This window comes from Actinomadura sp. HBU206391 (genome assembly GCF_014323665.1).
In the GTDB taxonomy this organism is placed as follows: Bacteria; Actinomycetota; Actinomycetes; order Streptosporangiales; family Streptosporangiaceae; genus Actinomadura_C.
This window is the reverse complement of record NZ_JABVEB010000047.1, coordinates 1-18,282: the sequence shown is the minus strand read 5'-3', so window position 1 is coordinate 18,282 and position 18,282 is coordinate 1. Positions and strand designations below refer to the sequence as shown.

Here is an 18,282-nt window from a genome sequence, read left to right as displayed (position 1 = left end):
GACCCTGTCCGCTGAGACGGCTGTCCGCATGGTGGACCGGTCACCCGGCGTTCATCCGCGGGCAGTATTTTGGTGAGCGGTATGGACGGCTCACAGCGCACGCTGCTCATCACGCTCACCGGTCGAGACCGCCCGGGGGTCACCTCGCGGTTGTTCGGCACCCTCGCCGCGTTCCCGCTCACCGTCAGCGATGTCGAGCAGGTCGTGATCCGCGGGCAACTGGTGCTCGGCGTCCTGGTGTCGTACGGCTCCGGCACCGACGTGGGGCAGGTCTGGACGGCGGCCGAGAAGGTCGCCGCCGACCTCGACATGGAGATCGAGCTGTCCACCGGGCGCGACAAGGACGTTCCGCTCGCCCGGCGCCGGGGCAGGCTGCACGTCACCGTGCTCGGCAGCCCGCTGCGACCGGCCGCCATGGCCGGGATCGCCGGGCGCATCGCGGTGGGCGGCGCCAACATCGACCGGATACAACGGCTCTCGCACTATCCCGTGACCTGCATCGAGCTGGAGGTCTCAGGCGCCGATCCCGAGGCACTGCGCGCGGCGCTGGCGATCGAGGCCGTGGAGCAGCAGGTCGACGTGGCCGTCCAGCGGGCCGGCCTGCACCGCAAGGCCAAGCGGCTGATCGTGATGGACGTCGACTCGACGCTCATCCAGGGCGAGGTCATCGAGCTGCTCGCCGAGCGGTCCGGGCAGATCGGCAAGGTGGCCGCGATCACCGAGGCCGCGATGCGCGGCGAGCTCGACTTCGAGGGGTCGCTGCGCGAGCGCGTCGCCCTGCTCGCCGGTCTCGACACCGCCGCGATCGACGACGTACGCGACCGCGTGCAGCTGGCCGCGGGCGCTCGTACGCTGGTCCGCACCCTCAAGCGGCTGGACTACAAGTTCGCGATCGTGAGCGGCGGATTCACCCAGGTCACGGACGGGCTCGCCGCCGAACTCGGCATCGACTACTCCGCGGCCAACACGCTGGAGATCATCGACGGCCGTCTCACCGGACGGCTGGTCGGGCCCATCATCGACCGGGCGGGCAAGGCCGCGGCGCTGGAGCGGTTCGCCCACGAGGCCGGGGTGCCGATCAGCCAGACCGTGGCGATCGGTGACGGCGCCAACGACCTCGACATGATCCAGGCCGCGGGCCTCGGAGTGGCCTACAACGCCAAGCCGGTCGTGCGGCGGGCCGCGGACACGGCGGTCAGCGTGCCCTACCTGGACGCCATCCTGTTCCTGCTGGGCATCTCCCGCGACGAGGTCGAGGCCGCCGACGCGGAGGACCCCACCTTCGCCGAAGGATCGGGCCGCACCGAGCGGTGAGCCGGGACGCGCAGCGCGTCCCGCAGCAGTCCCGAACGCCTCTGAACGAGTCGCGAAGAGTCCCCACCGGTCCCGCACGAGCCCGTACGGAGTCCCCGTGCCGCGCGGACACGGCGACGACGGACCGTGACCGTTCGACGGAGCGTTCGACGGACCGTTCCATTCCGGACGCTCGTCCCCTGACCGGCCCCGAACCGCGGCGCTGCAGCCCCACAGGCCGCCGACCTGCAGTGATTTGATCTTTTGCGGCCGGGCACCACCGACCCCAAGAGTTTCACGCTGGTTTCGGGCCCGTTGTCTGATTGTTACGCGGCACAACGAATAACACGCTCGTCACCTCTAGCGCCCGCGCGATTTCCGACATACGTTGCCGGACACAACATTCAAAATGTGGTGTACCGCGACCCGGCTCACCATCCAGCGCGCTGGTACCACCCAACCCCCATCGCCGCGCCGACGCGCGGCACGTACGGAAAGGACCCGTGCACATGCGCAAGGGGATCCTCAGCACGGCCGCCGTATCGGTGGCGCTGCTGGCCGGCCTCACCGCCTGCGGAAGCGATGACAGCGGCACCACCGCAGGCTCCGAGACGTCCGCGGCCAAGCCCAAGGGCAAGGTCGGCGTGATTCTGCCGGACAGCAAGTCATCCCCCCGCTGGGAGACGGCGGACCGCAAGTACCTCGGGGAGGCGTTCAAGGCCGCGGGCATCCCCGTCGACATCCAGAACGCCCAGAACAACAAGACCAACTTCCAGACCATCGCCGACCAGATGATCACGAACGGCGTGACCGTGCTCATCATCGTGAACCTGGACAGCGGGACCGGCAAGGCCGTGCTCAACAAGGCCAAGTCGCAGGGCGTCGCGACCATCGACTACGACCGGCTGACGCTGGGCGGCAGTGCTCAGTACTACGTGAGCTTCGACAACACCGCGGTCGGCAAGCTGCAGGGCGAGGGTCTGGCCAAGTGCCTGGCCGACAAGAAGGTCACCAAGCCGGTCATCGCGGAGCTCAACGGATCGCCGACCGACAACAACGCCACGCTGTTCAAGAACGGCTATGACGGGGTGCTGAAGCCGAAGTACGAGTCCGGGGAGTTCGTCAAGGGCCCGGACCAGTCCGTGCCGGACTGGGACCCCGCCCAGGCGAACACCATCTTCGAGCAGATGCTGACCAGCAACTCGAAGATCGCCGGCGTGCTGGCCGCGAACGATGACCTCGGCAACGCCGCCATCTCCGTGCTGAAGAAGAACAAGCTGAACGGCAAGGTGCCGGTCACCGGTCAGGACGCGAGCGTTCCCGGGCTCCAGAACATCCTCAACGGCGACCAGTGCATGACCGTCTACAAGGCGATCAAGCAGGAGGCCGACGCCACCGCCAAGCTCGCGATCGCACTGGCCAACGGCCAGAAGGGCGAGACGAACGGCACCGTGAACGACCCCGAGGGCAAGCGCGACGTGCCCTCCGTGCTGCTGCAGCCGAAGGCGATCTTCAAGGAGAACGTGAAGGACGTCGTCGACGACGGCTACGTCACCAAGGACCAGCTGTGCAAGGGCTCGTTCGCCGCGAAGTGCGACGAGGCCGGAATCAAGTAGCACGCAGACCGCGTGCCCTGGCGCTCGACCCGCGCCGGGGCACGCGGTCGCAGCACAGAAGGAGCCACTCAGCATGCCCGCGACACCTGTCCTGGAGCTGCGCAACCTCAACAAGAGCTTCGGCCCCGTCCAGGTCCTGTACGACGTCTTCTTCTCCGCCCACGCGGGAGAGGTGACCGCCCTGGTCGGCGACAACGGAGCCGGCAAGTCCACGCTGGTCAAATGCATCGGCGGCATCCACCCGATCGACTCGGGTGACTACTTCTTCGACGGCAAGCCGGTCCACGTGAGCAGTCCGCGCGACGCCGCCGCCCTCGGAGTAGAGATCGTCTATCAGGACCTGGCGCTGGCCGACAACCTCGACATCGTGCAGAACATGTTCCTCGGCCGGGAGCGCAAACGCGGTCTGGTCCTCGACGAGGCGACGATGGAGGAGATGGCCGCCACGACCCTCACCGGGCTGTCGGTCCGAACCGTCCACTCCGTCCGTCAGCAGGTCTCGAGCCTGTCGGGCGGCCAGCGGCAGACGGTCGCGATCGCCAAGGCCGTGCTGTGGAACAGCAAGGTCGTGGTACTCGACGAGCCGACTGCGGCACTGGGCGTCGCCCAGACCCAGCAGGTGCTGGAACTCGTCCGGCGGCTGGCCGACAAGGGCCTCGCCGTCGTCCTCATCTCGCACAACCTGAACGACGTCTTCGCGGTGTCCGACCGCATATCCGCCCTCTACCTGGGCCGGATGGCCGCCGAGGTGCGGACCTCCGACGTCACTCACGCACAGGTCGTCGAATTGATCACCGCAGGGCGCAGTGGCGAACTCGGCCTGGTGAACGGGGATGGCGTGAACGGAGCAAAGGCATGAGCGTGATCGTTTCGAAGGGGGCCCAGGAGACCGGCTCCGTCCCCATCAGCACCCATGTGCGCGGCTATGTGGACCGGGTACGCGGAGGCGAGGTGGGCGCGCTGCCCGCGATCCTCGGTCTGGTCGTGCTGTGCGCGATCTTCTCGATCTTGCGCCCCGCGTTCCTGTCGGAAGGCAACTTCGCGAACCTGTTCACCCAGGGCGCCGCCGTCACGGTCATCGCCATGGGGCTCGTCTTCGTGCTCCTGATCGGGGAGATCGACCTGTCCGCCGGGTTCGCCAGCGGCGTGTGCGCGGCCGTGCTGGCCGTGCTGCTGACCAACCACGGCTGGCCGTGGTACGTGGCGGTCCTCGGCGCGGTGGTGACCGGCGCGGTGATCGGGCTCGTGATCGGCGCGCTCGTCGCCAAACTCGGTGTCCCGTCGTTCGTCGTGACGCTCGCCGCCTTCCTGGCGTTCCAGGGCGTCGTCCTCATGCTCATGAACGAGGGCTCCAACATCTCCATCCGGGACGAAACCATCCTGGCGATCGCGAACAAGAACGTGGCGCCGGTGCTCGGGTGGCTGATGGTGGCCGTCGGCGTCGTCGGATACGCCGCCGTACAGGTGTGGCGGGCGCGCGGGCGGGTGAGCCGGGGGCTCACCGCCGACCCGATGTCGCTCATCGCGGTGCGGGTCGGGGCCGTGGCGGTCATCGCCGGGGTCGCCGTCTACGTGCTCAACCAGGAGCGCAGCCGCAACGCCATCGTGGTGTCCCTGAAGGGCGTTCCGATCGTCGTACCGATCATCGTGGTGCTGCTGATCGGCTGGACCTTCGTGCTGCGCCGCACCGCGTACGGACGGCACCTCTACGCCGTGGGCGGCAACAGGGAGGCATCCCGGCGGGCCGGCATCAACGTCGACCGTATCCGCATCTCCGCCTTCGTCATCTGTTCGACGATGGCGGCCGTGGGCGGCATCATCGCGGCCTCCCGGGCCAACTCGGTGGACCCGAACACCGGTGGCAGCAACGTCCTTCTCTATGCGGTGGGCGCCGCGGTGATCGGCGGCACTAGTCTGTTCGGCGGCAAGGGCAGGGTGCTGGACGCCGTTCTCGGTGGCGCCGTGGTCGCCGTCATCGACAACGGCATGGGCCTGATGGGCTACAGCGCCGGCGTCAAGTACGTCGTCACCGGCCTCGTCCTGCTGCTCGCAGCCGGGGTGGACGCCCTTTCCAGGAAGCGGGCCGCCGCGACGGGATTGAGATGACACCGCACGGGATGCAGATGAGGCTTACCGAATGATGCGAGCCGGTCCCTCACAAGAGGAGATCCGCCGCCACAACCTCGGCATACTGCTTCGCTACATCCACCTACACGGCCCCACCTCACGGACCGTCCTCGCGGACCGGCTCGGTCTCAACCGGAGCACCATCATGGCGCTCACCGCGGAACTGACGGCCGCCGGTCTGGTCCGCGAGGAACTGCCCAGCGAGACCGGCCGGGCCGGACGGCCCTCACTGGTCGTCCGGCCCGAGTCCACCCGGGTCTACGTGCTGGCCTTCGACGTCGGCGTGGACCGGATCGCGGCGGCCCGCGTCGGCCTGGGCGGGACGATCCTCGACCGCCGCGAGGCGGTCCGCGATCGCAGCGGCTTCGACGTCGACGAGGTGGTCGCCTCGCTGGCCGGCTTCGCCCGGGAGATGCTGCGCAAGGCCGACCCGGGCACGATCTGTGTCGGGGCGGGCGCGGCGTTCTGCGGGGTGGTTCGCCGGGGCGACGGCCTGGTCCGCTTCGGTCCCAACATCGGGCAGACGGAGGTGCCGTTCGGCGCCGCCCTCACCCGGGAGCTCGATCTCGATCTGACCGTCTCTGTGGCCAACGACGCCAACCTGGGTGCGCTCGCCGAGCATCAGCGAGGGATCGGCACTCGCTGCCAGGACCTCATCTACCTGCACGGTGACGTCGGAATCGGCGGCGGGATCATCGTCGGCGGGCGGCTCCTCGGCGGTGAGGGCGGGTACGGCGGCGAGGTCGGCCACATGATCATCAACCCGTACGGGCGTGCCTGTGGCTGCGGCTCCGCAGGCTGCCTGGAGGCCGAGGTCGGCGAGCGGGCCCTGCTGTCCGCGGCCGGGCGCGAGGTGTCGGGAGACCTCATCGGCCGCGACGCGATCCGCGCCATCGTCGACGCCGCCGAGAGGGGTGACGCCCTCGCCCGCGACGCCCTGCACCGCGTCGGTGACTGGCTCGGGTTCGGTGTCGCGAACCTGGTCAACATCTTCAATCCGGAGATGGTGATCTTCGGTGGCATCCTGCGCGAGATCTATCTGAGTTCGGCCGCACAGGTGCGCAGCCGACTCAAGATCAACACGATGGCGGCCTCTCGTGAAGGGCTGCGGCTGCGCACCTCCGATCTCGGCGACGACGCGCCCCTGGTAGGCGCCGCCGAGCTGGCCTTCACCGAGGTGCTGACCAGCCCCCTCGAGGTTCTCACCAAGGCGACGGAGGCCGGCTGACCGGCGTGCGCGCCGGAAGCGGAGAGACCGCCCGCAGCGCGTGGCCGAGGGCCTCGATGTCGCCGCGGAGCGCGTGCAGTACATCCCGTACGGCGACGGCCTGCCTGAGCGTCCGCCGCAACGGCGTGATCTCGCTCAAACCGGTGCCGGCGGCCACCTCGGCGCGCCGCCGCCGCGTCACACCGGACAGGAAGTCGTCCAGAACGCCCAGCGCCTGATCGGTGTCCGGCGCGGGAACCTGCGGCGCACGGCCCTCCCGCAGTTCCCCCGCCATCTCCTCCAGCAGGTCGGCGAGCCGGTCGAGGATCGCCGGGACGGGGCCCGGATCGACGCTCTCGGCACCGCCCAGTCTGCTCAGGGTGATGAGATGGTCGCCGATCCGGCGGGCCGCCGCGACGGCGTCTTGCAGCCGGGCGATCCGCTCGGGGTCGGGCGCCGGCTCCTCGGCCAGCCGCCCCACGGCCTCGTCGAGCTGTTCCACCAGTTCCTCGGCCGCCAGGAAGCGTTCGTCCAACGGCGGATCCGCCCCGGCGACCCGTTCCGCCACGACCCGGATGAGAGAGGCGTGTTCCTCGCACATGGCGGCCAGCCGCTCCACCAGGACGGTGTCGTCGCCGCGACTGGACGGCCAGAACAGCCGCGCCGTCACCAATGCGAGGAGGCCGCCGGTGACGGTCAGCCCGATGCGCTCGCCGGCCACCCGCCAGTCGACCGGAGTCGAGTAATCGATCAGCATCATGACCAGTGGCGTGTTCAGCGCCGTCCAGACGGTGTAGCTCACCGAACGCAGTGCGTAGGCCGTCAGCGCGGCGCAGAAGATGGCCGCCAGCAGGGCGGGCCGGCCGGGTGCGAGAGCGAGCAGGATCGCGCCGAGTGCCGCGCCCGTCGCCGTACCGCCCACTCGCTGGATCACCCGTGACGCCGTCTCGCCATAGGTGTGACGCATGCACAGGACCACGGCGATCGGCAGCCAATAGGCGTGCCGCAGCGGCAGTTCCGCCCAGATCACCATGGCGACCGCGGTCGCGATGGCCGTGCGGGTGAGCCGCCGGAACCGCAGTGACCGGGTGCGAACGTCGGTGAGCACGATCTGCCAGAGCGACCGCAGACCACCCGGTTCCGGCGGCCGAGGGGCGGTGAGTCCCACGCTCAGCCCGCCCGTCACCATCTCGGTGGCCGCGTCGACGGCCGCGATGATCCGTTCGGCCGTACGGCCGAACTGGTCCAGCAGAGCGGCGGACGTCAGATCGCCACGGCCGAGCAGGGCATCGCTCCGGAGCTCGTCCACCCGCTCGGCCAGCCGGCGCAGCGGGTCGAGGTGCGGCTCCGGCTCGGCCGCCTGCCGCATCAGTGTGGCCGGCCCGGCGACCTGCGCCAGCACGGCGAGCCGGCGGAGCCGGGCGGCCAGCGCCGTGATGGCCGACCGCGCCTCGGGTCCGGACGTCTCCGGCGACCGCCGCCGGATCGCCACCACAAGAGCCCTCAACGCCACGATCTCGTGCATCACCCGGGCGAGGGCATCGACCAGCGGCTTCAGTCCGGAGCCCTCGTCGGCCGCGCACCCCACCGGATAAAGGCCGCAGGCCGCCCACACGGCGTTCAGCGCGTCGGCGGTGGACCGGCGCCGCTCCTCCCAGACGTCGTCGGGTTCGATGACCGCCTCGAGGAGCTCGGCGAGGGCGCCGATGGCCTCCGTCACGGCCACCAGGAACGGACGCATCCTGCGATGCGGCCACGGGGCCAGGAAGAGCAGCGTCAGCCAGAGACCACCGCCCGCCTCCAACAGCACGTCGACGGGCAGCGGAGCGGGCAGCGGCCTGACCGCGGCGAGCAGCGTGGCGATCCCCAGGGTGATGCCGACCTGCGGGATCACCGATCCGATGGCGACGACGATCGGCACCACGACCACTGCGAGCAGCTGGTGCCCGCTTATCAGGCCGCCGATGGTGACCCCGATGGCGATGACCGCGACCGCGGCGAGCAGCGCACGGGCCCGCAGGCCGTAGGGGCCCTGATAGGCCGCGTTGGTGACGAGGAACGCGCCGAACGCCACCACGGCGCCCTCGCCCATGTGCCCGGTGAGCGTGCCCACCAGCAGAGGGAAGGCCACGGCGATCGCCGAGGTGATCGCGTAGTCCAGTGCGGCATGGCGTGCGGCGCCGAACTTGGCCAAGCGTGGAACCGTCACCTCGCGGCACCCCCCGGTCCGCGCTCCCCGTTCGACGTACCCCCGTACGCGCCTTCACGTGCGGCATGGTGCCGCCATCAGCAGGTCAGGCCGAGGCCTTGGGACTCCAGCCTGCGGTCAGCCGTCCGGCACCGGGCCGGATGCCGGCCCATCCGCCTTCGATGTCGATGACCGCGAGAGCGCACGTGGGAAAGGACTCGACGCCGTCTCCGGTCAGATCGTGCACCAGATGGTGCAGCGACGGATTGTGCCCGATGAGCAGCAGCGTGCCGACCTGTTCGTCGGTCTGCGTGAGCAGGTCGAACAGCCCGCCGACGTCATTGGCGTAGATCTCGGGCTCGAACCCCACCTCGGCGTCGACCGCGAGGCGGTTGAGCGTCTGCCTGGTGCGTTTGGCAGGTGAACAGCGCACCAGATCAGGCTTGAAGTCCGCCTTGTCGAGCCACTTTCCGGCCGCGCTCGCGTCGCGCCTGCCCCGGCCCGAGAGCGGACGGTCGATGTCGGGCAGCCCGAACTCGGTCACCGCCTTGGCGTGCCGCAGCACGATCAGTGTCGGCATCGGGCGCTCCTAGTGCGGCGCGACCAGCGCCGCGATCAGCCACAGCACCCCGATGACGCCGATCATCGCGCCGAAGACGATCGCGAATCCCTTCGCCCCCGAGGTCGAGGTCCTCTCACCGCTCACTGTGCCGCCTCCTTCAGTCTCCTACCAGGGTACGGGGACCGATCTCCGAACGAGGTCGAGGGCCGGTGACAACATCACCGACCCTCGATCACTCATTGGTCACGCCCACTGGTCACGCCCACTGGCGCCACTCAGGCGGCGGCAGGCGTCACGGCGCGGTGGCGGACTCCTTGTCCTCCTTGCCGTCCTTGCCGTCCGAGGCCGAGCCGGCGCCGTCGGCGTCCGTGTCGGCCTTGGCGCCCACCGCGGAGGTGGTCTCCTTGGCGTTCCCTGCCGGGTCGCCGTCTCCGGGCTCGATGGCCTCCTTCGGCGTCTCCTCGGCCGAGCCGAGCGGTGCGGGGCGCCGCTTGGAGATCACGATCGCGCCCACCACGACGGCCACCGCGACCACGGTGATCCCGATCCGCAGCGGCGTGTTCGCGGCGGTCGTGACCACGGCCTGCGCGATGAGCAGCGAGACCAGGTTCATCACCTTGATCAGCGGGTTGATGGCCGGACCGGCGGTGTCCTTGAACGGGTCACCGACCGTGTCGCCGATGATCGTCGCCTCGTGCGCCGGGGAGCCCTTGCCGCCGAGGTTGCCCTCCTCGACGAGCTTCTTGGCGTTGTCCCAGGCACCACCGGAGTTGGACAGGAACACCGCCATGAGGACGCCCGCCGCGATCGCGCCCGCGAGGAACGCGCCGAGCGGGGCGTACCCGAGGGCGAACCCGACCGCGATCGGGGTCATGATCGCCAGCAGGCCCGGGGTGGCGAGCTCGCGCTGCGCGTCCCGGGTGCAGATGTCGACGACCCGCTGATAGTCGGGCTTCTCCGTGTAGTCCATGATCCCGGGCTTGGTGCGGAACTGCTCGCGCACCTCCATGACCACCCGGCCGGCGGCCCGGCCGACGGCCATGATGGCCAGACCGGAGAACAGGAACACCACCGAGGCGCCGATGATGAGCCCCACCAGCACGTCGGGCGAGTCGACCGAGAGGCTGAACTGCTGGAAGACGCCCAGCGAGTCCTTCACGCTCTGCGAGGCGTCGCCGAGCGCGGTCTCGACGGTGGTGCGGAAGGCGCCGAACAGCGCGGTCGCCGCGAGGACCGCCGTGGCGATCGCGATGCCCTTGGTGATCGCCTTGGTGGTGTTGCCGACCGCGTCGAGGCTCTCCAGCACCTTGGCGCCCTCGCCGGTCACATCGCCGGACATCTCGGCGATGCCCTGAGCGTTGTCGGAGACCGGGCCGAACGTGTCCATCGAGACGATGACGCCGACGGTGGTGAGCAGCCCGGTGCCGGCCAGCGCCACCGCGAACAGTGCCAGCGTGGTGTTGCCGAAGCCGAGCAGGAAGGCGCCGTAGACGGCCGCACCGATCACCAGCGCCGAGTAGACCGCGGACTCCAGGCCCAGCGAGATCCCGGAGAGGATCACGGTCGCCGGCCCGGTCTTGGCACTCTCGGTGACGTCCTTGACCGGCCGCCGGTTGGTCTCGGTGAAATAGCCGGTGAGCAGCTGGATCGCGCTGGCGAGCACGATGCCGATGATCACCGCGCCGATGGCGACGAGCCGCGGATCGACGTCCGCCAACTGGGGGTCGTTCGCGAGCGAGTCGCTGAGACCGTGCAGCCCGGAGAACGAGGACGGGAGGTAGAGGAAGGCGGCCACGCCGACCATGACGGCCGAGATGATCGCGGAGAGGAAGAAGCCGCGGTTGATCGCAGCCATGCCGTTGCGGTCCTTGTCCCGCGGCGCCACAGCGAAGATACCGATCACAGCGGTGATCACGCCGATCATGGGCACGATGAGCGGGAAGACCAGGCCCTCGGTGCCGAACGCGACCTTGCCGAGGATGAGCGCGGCGACCAGCATGACCGCGTACGACTCGAAGAGGTCGGCCGCCATGCCGGCGCAGTCGCCGACGTTGTCGCCCACGTTGTCGGCGATGGTGGCCGCGTTGCGGGGGTCGTCCTCGGGAATGCCCTGCTCGACCTTGCCGACCAGGTCGGCACCGACGTCGGCGGCCTTGGTGAAGATGCCACCGCCGACCCGCATGAACATGGCGAGGAGCGCCGCACCGAAACCGAAGCCCTCCAGCACGCCGGGCGCATCACCCTTGAAGATGAAAACGACGACCGCGGCGCCGAACAGGCCCAGCCCCACGGTGAACATGCCGGCGACGCCACCGGTGCGGAAGGCGATCCGCATGGCCGGCTTCTCGCCGGCCTCGCGCGCCGCCGCCGCGACCCTGACATTGCCTCGCACGGCAAGCCACATTCCGGCGAACCCGGTGATCGCGGAGAACAGCGCACCCACGACGAAGAAGACCGAACGTCCGATCCGTACACTCGTGGTGTCCGCGGGCAGCAACAGGAGCAGAAACGGGATCAGGGCCACGAAGATGGCGACCGTGCGGAACTGGCGCTTCAGATAAGCGCTCGCCCCCTCTTGCACGGCAGTGGCGATTTCCTGCATCTTCTCGGTGCCCTGGCCCGCGGCCAGCACCTGACGTACAAGTCCTCCGGCCACGGCCAGCGCCAAAAGTGCGATCACACCGACGACGACGACCAGGGTGAGGTCGCCGCCGACGAGATCTACTTCTGCACCGGCCGGGCTGGAGACGATAAGCCCAGACATCCGTCCTCCTCGACAGGGGCCAAGCCCTACCTCCAACTCGATCACGTGAATGACGCGCACCTATCCAGGTGATCGGTCAGCACATTCGGCAGGGCGTTGCGGTGCGGGGAGTCTACGCACGGAGTGCACGAATGAGAAGTCTGACGGTTCGTTAAGACCGTCGACGTAAAAAGGCAAACCGCTTTTTGTCCAGGTTTGACCTGAGAATGCCGCTGGAGCGCGTCGTCTGAGGTAGGAGCACGTGCCGCCGCTCGCCGATGGGGTGCCGGGCCCGTGGGCCCGGCCCTGGGCCGGTCGGCGCGGTGAAGTGCCGACCGGCCGGGCTAGGAGCCGGTGGGCCAGCTCATCCGGATCTGCATGCCCTTGGGAGTCGAGGAGATCTCCACCTCGTCGGCGAGTCCGGAGATGACAGCGAGGCCCAATGCGTCAGAGCCGTCGCCGAGGGCGCCGGACGGTGCCGTTCCGTCCGTCCAGGCCGCCGGGCCGGCCGGAGAGGACGTGGCCGGCGCGCCGCCCAAATCCTCTCCCGGCACCGTGTCACTCACGATGACCTCGAACCGACGGTGGCCGTCGGCGGTCAGTTCCAGCTGTACCGGCTCGTCTGGGCAGTGCCGCTGGTGGGCCTCCACGGCCCGTGAGCACGCCTCACCTACCGCCAGCCGTACCTCGTCCAGGAGCACTTCGGCAACGCCGCTGCGCCGGGCCACCGCCGTCACGATCAGACGTGCCGTACGGACATGCTCGGGCAGTGCACTGAAAGAAAGCTCAACAGTCGCCATGTCGGGGGCCATCTCGGGTGCGACCTCTACCGGCCGCTACTTCTGGCTCTTACGGTTCTCCTGGGCTTCCTCGATCGAGTTGTGAATACCGAAGACCTTGGTCAGCCCGGTGATCCGGAAGATCTTCAGGATGCGCTCTTGCGTGCACACCAGCTCGAGCGATCCGTCGTGCGCGCGAACCCGCTTGAGCCCACCGACGAGCACACCGAGACCCGTCGAGTCCAGGAACTCGACCTTCTCCATGTCCACCAGCAGGTGGAACTTGCCCTTATTGACCAGGTCGATGAGCTTCTCACGGAGCTTCGGCGCAGTGTAGACGTCGATCTCTCCTTCCACGTTGATGACCGTGAGGCCGTCATCGGTGGTGTAGTCGTTCACCTTCAGGTCCACAAATCCTCCAGCGCCGTGCCGCGAGTGGTTCGGGGCAACGGGACCCCGGCCGTGATTCAACCACGCTCCGGCGCCGAGTTCACACGAAATCGCCACTGAGACGACCGTTCGCGCCCATCACGACCTGCCGCTCCGCCGTTTGAGGCATGGGGGGCCGGACGTCCGCCGCCGGGACGTGTCCCCTTGTTGTCCCCAGGATGCAACACTGGAAACCTGTGTCTTCGCCAAGCTCCGAACCAGCCGTCGCCGGGGGGTTCCACCACGCCTCCCCCACCAGGCCCCGCCGCGCGCTAGATCGCCTGCTGAACGATCCCACGCGGCGTGATCGCATCACTCACGTCGAGGTCGTACCAGCGCGGGCGGGCCGGCGGGCCGAGTGGCCGTCGTGGGTGCCGGAGCTGCTCACCGACCGGTTGCGGCTGGCCGGGATCGACGCGCCGTGGCGGCACCAGGCCACGGCCGCCGAGCACGCCCACGCCGGACGATCTGTGATCATCGCCACAGGCACGGCCTCGGGCAAGTCGCTGGCCTATCTCCTGCCCGCGGTGTCGGCGGTCTTCGACGAGGGCGGCTCGCCCGCCGGGCTCCGGCAGGCCGCGGGCGGCACGGTCCTGTACCTCTCGCCGACCAAGGCGCTCGCCGCCGATCAACTGCGGTCGCTGCGGTCGCTGCGGCTCACCCAGATCCGCGCGGCGACCTACGACGGCGACACGCCGCCCGACGAGCGGACCTGGGTGCGTCAGCACGCCAACTACATGCTCACCAACCCGGACATGCTGCACCGTTCCCTGTTGCCCTCACACGCCCGCTGGGCGTCGTTCCTGCGCCGGCTGCGCTACGTGATCATCGATGAGGCGCACGGATACCGCGGCGTGTTCGGCTCGCACGTCTCCCAGGTGCTGCGCCGACTGCGGCGGGTCTGCGCGCGCTACGGCGCGTCACCGGTGTTCATCCTCGCCTCCGCGACCACCGCCGACCCCGCCGTCACCGCGCGGCGGCTCACCGGCCTCGATGTCACGGCGGTCGCCGACGACGACTCGCCGCGTGGCGCCACCGCGTTCGCCCTGTGGGAACCGCCGATGACCGACCTGCGCGGCGAACGCGGCGCGCCGGTCCGCCGTACGGCCACGGCCGAGGCCGGTGACCTGCTCGCCGACCTGGTGGTCGAAGGCGTGCAGACGCTGGCCTTCGTACGCTCGCGGCGCGGCGCCGAGTCGGTCTCGCTCGGGGCCAAGCGGGCTCTCGCCGAGGTCGCTCCGGCGCTCGCCGACCAGGTCGCCGCCTACCGGGCGGGATACCTGCCCGAGGAGCGGCGAGCGCTCGAGAAGGCACTGCGCGACCGTGAACTCATCGGGCTCGCCAGCACCAACGCCCTCGAACTCGGTGTGGACGTGTCCGGTCTGGACGCCGTCGTCATCTGCGGCTGGCCGGGCACCCGGGCCTCGCTGTGGCAGCAGGCGGGCCGGGCCGGGCGGTCGGGGCAGGATGCCGTGGCGGTGCTCGTGGCCCGCGACGACCCGCTGGACACCTACCTCGTCCACCACCCGGCTGCGATCTTCGGCTCACCGGTCGAGGCCACCGTGCTCGATCCGGACAACCCGTACATCCTGGAACCGCACCTGTGCGCGGCGGCGGCCGAGCTGCCGCTGACCGAGGCGGACCTGGAACTGTTCGGGCCGTCGACGACCGACCTCGTGCCCGACCTGGTGCGGCGGGGCATGCTGCGGCGGCGCCCGGCCGGATGGTTCTGGACCCGCCGCGACCGCGCGGCCGATCTGGCCGACATCCGCGGCGCAGGCGGCGCACCAGTGCAGGTGGTCGAGGCGGCGACCGGGCGGCTGCTCGGCACGGTCGACGAGCCGTCCGCGCACACCACCGTCCACGACGGCGCGGTCTATCTGCACCAGGGCGAGTCCTACATCGTGCGGGAACTTGACCTGGACGCGTCGGTGGCCCTGGTCGAGCCGGCCGAGCCGGACTACTCCACGACGGCGCGCGACGTCACCGACATCCGCATCCTCGAGACCCTGCGCTCCACCGCCTGGGGCGGGGCGACCCTGTGCTTCGGAACCGTCGAGGTCACCCGGCAGGTCGTGGCGTACCAGATGCGCCGGCTGCAGACCGGGCAGCTTCTCGGCGAGCAGCCGCTGGACCTGCCGCCTCGCACGCTGCGCACCCGGGCGGTCTGGTGGACGCTGTCGGACGCCCAGCGCGAGTCGCTGGGCGACCTGGATCTGGCGGGTTCGGCCCACGCGGCCGAGCACGCATCCATCGGGCTGCTGCCGCTCTTCGCGACCTGTGACCGCTGGGACATCGGCGGGGTTTCGACGGCCGAGCATCCGGACACCGGGCTGCTCACGGTGTTCGTGTACGACGGGCACGAGGGCGGGGCGGGGTTCGCCGAGCGCGGGTACTCCGGAGCCGCCGAGTGGCTGCGGGCCACCCGCGAGGCGATCGAGTCGTGCGAGTGCGAGGCCGGATGCCCGTCGTGCATCCAGTCGCCCAAGTGCGGGAACGGCAACGAGCCGCTGGACAAGCACGGCGCCCTGGACCTTCTCGCCGTGCTGCTCCAGGAGGCACCTGGGCACGGTGCGTCACTATGAGTCCGCATTTGTACGGAAAGTATGCGTAACGCCAGATTCTTGCGGTTGGATGGCGCCGTACCAACGGACCCTCTAGTCTCCATCGCATCTCATGATCTTCGGGATACCCGCACGCCGGAGAGGACACAACACATGATCTTTTTGGGGCTCATCCTGGCCGCGGCAGCCACCGTCGTGGGCGTCAGCGTCGTCCTGGACAACACCGGGGCATCTGAACTCACCGCCTTCGGCGAGACCGTGCCGGGCGTGACCAGCCAGTGGCACGTCTTTCTGGCCGGCGCCGCGGTGGCGATCGTGTTCATGGCCGGAATGACGGTCGCGACACTGGGCATAGGTCGCGCCATCCGCATCCGCAAAGAGCTGCGCGAGCTGCGTGACGAGCACGAGGAGTCGATGACGACGATGGAGTTGGAGAAGCGTCAGCTCCAGCGCGAACTGGCCCGGGCCCGGCGCGAGGCCGGCATCGGCTCGATCCCCCAGCAGCCGATGGCCCCCCACTCCAGCTGAGCCGTCACCCGGCCGGTACGTCCGACCGGGGCCGGCCCCGGATGTGGCACCGGCCCGGGCGGCCGTTCACTGGCGGCCGTTCACTGGGCGCGGCGGCGACCTCGGTAACCTCCGCCGGAGTGCCGGCTGGGCGCCTTCGTGGCTCCGGTCTGCGAGACGGCCCTGGCGCCGGGCCCCGACCCGGAGGTCGACCCGGACCGGGACGTGGGCTTGGACCCGGACATGGAGCTGGTCGCCGACTTCGACCTCATCGGCGGTTTGGCCGACGAGGGGGCGGCGGTGTGCCGCGTGCCGGACGAATGGCTCGCCGCGCCATTCTGCTCACCGCCCTCGGTGGCGCCGGCCGAGGCCGACCTCGCCTCCGCCTCGGCCCGGGCGATCCGCTCTCGCGCCGCGCGTACCCGCTCGCGGCCCGCGCCGGTGCGGCCGCCGCGACCGGCCAGCGCCTGTGCCACTCGGGTGCGGCGCGTCCACGTGCCGAGGTGCGCCGCCACGATCAGCAGGATCAGTGCGATCGCCAGGCTCTTGCCCCATTCGAGGCTGCTCGTGGCCGAGACGTTCTTGGCACTCGGGTCGGCCTGTTCAGGACCCGCCACCTCAGGACCCGGGGTCGGGTACTCGAACCCCGGCGCCCCGCCGCCCGGAGCCGCCGGCAGGTTGAGCGACGAATTGTTCTGGAGCGGATTCAACGGATTCAGCGGGTTCAGGGACGGGACGCCCGCGCCCGACCCGATTCCGCTACCGCTGGGGCTCGCGTCTGCGGTCGTGCCACCCGAACGGGCCGGGACCGTGACGTGTGAGGACGAAGCGCCGGACCTGACGGTGCCACCGGAGCCGTCGGGCCGGAGAGCCCGCACCGTGACTCCGACCTGCCCCTGCGCGGTGCTCGGGAGGCTGAACGTCGTCGAGCAGACGGCACCCGCGCACAGGGCCGAGGTCGAGGCGGTGCGGGAGCGCACTCCGCTCGCGGCGACCTGATAACCGGCGAGGTCGTCTTCGGCGCCCCGCGTCCACCTGGCCACGACCTTGCCGCCCGACGCGCTGGTGCGCAGCCCGCTCGGAGCGGCCGGCGGAACGCGGACGGTGAAGTTCTTGGTCTCGTAGATCTTGCCGGTGACACTGCCCTTGAGACGCACCTTGTAGACGCCGTTGTGCGGGATGTCGACACTGTTGGAGAGCCTGGTCGAACCGATCAGGTTCCCGCCGCTGTCGATCGCGTGAAAGGCGCCGCCCGGAGCGGCGACCTGAAGCTCGACCCGTACGACGTTGTCGATCTGGGCGCTCACGGTGACGCTCGAGCCGCTGGTGACGGTGCTGGGGCCGTTGATCTCGCTCCCGGCCTCGGCCGGCGAGGACGCGCTGAGCACCGTGAAGCCCACCGCGATGGGTGTCGCGAGCATCACCGCACCCAGCCTGCGAATCCTCGTCACGGCGTCAGTCCCTTCGTCGTGAGTCCGGCAAGGCTGTGGTCCGCTGAATCCAGGTGTTAATGGGTACCTATGCGCTTACTGGAGGGTATCTAACCACTCCGTAGCGCACGAAACAGATGAATGCAGAATCCGCAAATGACCGAGGCCGAACCTGGCCGACCCTGGCTCCGCGTCCGGACTCACGCTCCATCCGCCTGCCTCCAGAAGCACTATTGACACTCAGTACAACGACTGTCGGGCGAAGAGGTTACGCCACCTGGCCCGGCGGGTCCGGCCCGGGACCGGACGACCAGGCGCAAGGGACGCGATGACACGGGAATCCGGATCGTCACCGTCACCGCCACGTCCGCGACCGGGCCGCGCAGGACGCACGCCGAGAGCCGGCCGCCGGAGCCCGCCGCGATCTCCGACGCCCGGCCGCACGCCCGATCGGCACCGGATCCGGCCGCAGCATGGGAGGCCGCCGCGAGAGCGGCGAGATCGGCTGCGGCATGGGCCCGATGGCGGGCCGCCCGCACCCCGCCCACCGTCATCGCGAGCACGGCGGCAGCCCAGATCACCGTCATGAGGGCGATTGCCCACAGCGTGCCTGATCCCCGGTCGGCCCTCACTCGCCGGACCCGGCGGCCGGCCGCACGAGACCAGCCGTCCGCCGGGCCGGCGCCCGCCGTCGCCCGATCACGTCCGGTCCCGTGGACGGCGTACGTCATGGCCCGTCGACCCCCGGCTCGGTCGCGGCCAGCGCGTGCGCCCGCAGGGTGATCGCCGGCAGACCACCGGCGGGTGCCTCGACGGCGACGGCGACCTCGACCCGCG

The 18,282-nt window shown here is 70.0% G+C and carries 14 protein-coding genes; 7 read left to right on the top strand and 7 right to left on the bottom strand.

Going from position 1 to position 18,282, the window contains the following annotated elements:
- Nucleotides 1-81: 81 nt before the first annotated feature.
- From serB to HKK72_RS16900, 5 genes are all read left to right on the top strand, one after another.
- Nucleotides 82-1,314 carry a phosphoserine phosphatase SerB gene (gene serB, locus HKK72_RS16920; RefSeq protein ID WP_187235337.1) on the top strand — a complete coding sequence of 411 codons (1,233 nt, stop codon included), beginning with the start codon at nucleotides 82-84 and terminating at the stop codon, nucleotides 1,312-1,314.
- A 488-nt stretch (nucleotides 1,315-1,802) separates the two neighbouring features.
- The gene (locus HKK72_RS16915) at nucleotides 1,803-2,909 is read left to right on the top strand and encodes a sugar ABC transporter substrate-binding protein (protein ID WP_187235336.1); all 1,107 of its coding nucleotides are present in this window, start codon (nucleotides 1,803-1,805) and stop codon (nucleotides 2,907-2,909) included.
- A 73-nt stretch (nucleotides 2,910-2,982) separates the two neighbouring features.
- Nucleotides 2,983-3,768, top strand: coding sequence for an ATP-binding cassette domain-containing protein (locus HKK72_RS16910; protein ID WP_187235335.1), 786 nt, complete (start codon nucleotides 2,983-2,985; stop codon nucleotides 3,766-3,768).
- Nucleotides 3,765-5,015: a sugar ABC transporter permease gene (locus HKK72_RS16905; protein WP_187235334.1), complete on the top strand. Its 1,251-nt coding sequence runs from the start codon at nucleotides 3,765-3,767 to the stop codon at nucleotides 5,013-5,015. The genes HKK72_RS16910 and HKK72_RS16905 overlap by 4 nt, the downstream gene beginning before the upstream one ends.
- Nucleotides 5,016-5,049: 34 nt before the next feature.
- The gene (locus HKK72_RS16900; protein ID WP_187235360.1) at nucleotides 5,050-6,264 is read left to right on the top strand and encodes an ROK family transcriptional regulator; all 1,215 of its coding nucleotides are present in this window, start codon (nucleotides 5,050-5,052) and stop codon (nucleotides 6,262-6,264) included.
- On the opposite strand, the gene HKK72_RS42185 is transcribed toward HKK72_RS16900, so the two are convergent.
- The 5 genes from HKK72_RS42185 to HKK72_RS16875 form a co-directional block, all read right to left on the bottom strand.
- Nucleotides 6,239-8,452 (bottom strand): FUSC family protein, encoded by a 2,214-nt coding sequence (locus HKK72_RS42185; protein ID WP_187235333.1) that lies wholly within the window; start codon nucleotides 8,450-8,452, stop codon nucleotides 6,239-6,241. The two genes, HKK72_RS16900 and HKK72_RS42185, sit on opposite strands and share 26 nt — an antisense overlap.
- Nucleotides 8,453-8,537: 85 nt before the next feature.
- A complete protein-coding gene (locus tag HKK72_RS16890; protein ID WP_187235332.1) occupies nucleotides 8,538-9,011 on the bottom strand; it encodes a SixA phosphatase family protein in 474 nt (157 codons plus the stop codon).
- A 274-nt stretch (nucleotides 9,012-9,285) separates the two neighbouring features.
- Nucleotides 9,286-11,757 carry a sodium-translocating pyrophosphatase gene (locus tag HKK72_RS16885; RefSeq protein WP_187235331.1) on the bottom strand — a complete coding sequence of 824 codons (2,472 nt, stop codon included), beginning with the start codon at nucleotides 11,755-11,757 and terminating at the stop codon, nucleotides 9,286-9,288.
- A 323-nt stretch (nucleotides 11,758-12,080) separates the two neighbouring features.
- Entirely contained in the window at nucleotides 12,081-12,536 is a 456-nt protein-coding gene (locus HKK72_RS16880) for an ATP-binding protein (protein WP_187235330.1), read from the bottom strand.
- A gap of 36 nt (nucleotides 12,537-12,572) precedes the next feature.
- Nucleotides 12,573-12,926 (bottom strand): STAS domain-containing protein, encoded by a 354-nt coding sequence (locus tag HKK72_RS16875; protein ID WP_187235329.1) that lies wholly within the window; start codon nucleotides 12,924-12,926, stop codon nucleotides 12,573-12,575.
- A 215-nt stretch (nucleotides 12,927-13,141) separates the two neighbouring features.
- On the opposite strand from HKK72_RS16875, the gene HKK72_RS16870 reads away from it, so the two are divergent.
- Nucleotides 13,142-15,529: a DEAD/DEAH box helicase gene (locus HKK72_RS16870; protein ID WP_315987297.1), complete on the top strand. Its 2,388-nt coding sequence runs from the start codon at nucleotides 13,142-13,144 to the stop codon at nucleotides 15,527-15,529.
- Nucleotides 15,530-15,661: 132 nt separating this feature from the next.
- Nucleotides 15,662-16,036, top strand: a complete 375-nt coding sequence (locus tag HKK72_RS16865; protein ID WP_187235327.1) for a hypothetical protein — start codon at nucleotides 15,662-15,664, stop codon at nucleotides 16,034-16,036.
- Between the two features lie 80 nt (nucleotides 16,037-16,116).
- Here HKK72_RS16865 and HKK72_RS16860 read toward each other — a convergent pair whose 3' ends face one another.
- Together HKK72_RS16860 and HKK72_RS16855 are read right to left on the bottom strand one after the other, a co-directional pair.
- Nucleotides 16,117-17,436 (bottom strand): hypothetical protein, encoded by a 1,320-nt coding sequence (locus tag HKK72_RS16860; RefSeq protein WP_187235326.1) that lies wholly within the window; start codon nucleotides 17,434-17,436, stop codon nucleotides 16,117-16,119.
- A gap of 239 nt (nucleotides 17,437-17,675) precedes the next feature.
- Nucleotides 17,676-18,176, bottom strand: coding sequence for an Rv3654c family TadE-like protein (locus tag HKK72_RS16855; protein WP_187235325.1), 501 nt, complete (start codon nucleotides 18,174-18,176; stop codon nucleotides 17,676-17,678).
- Nucleotides 18,177-18,282 lie beyond the last annotated feature (106 nt).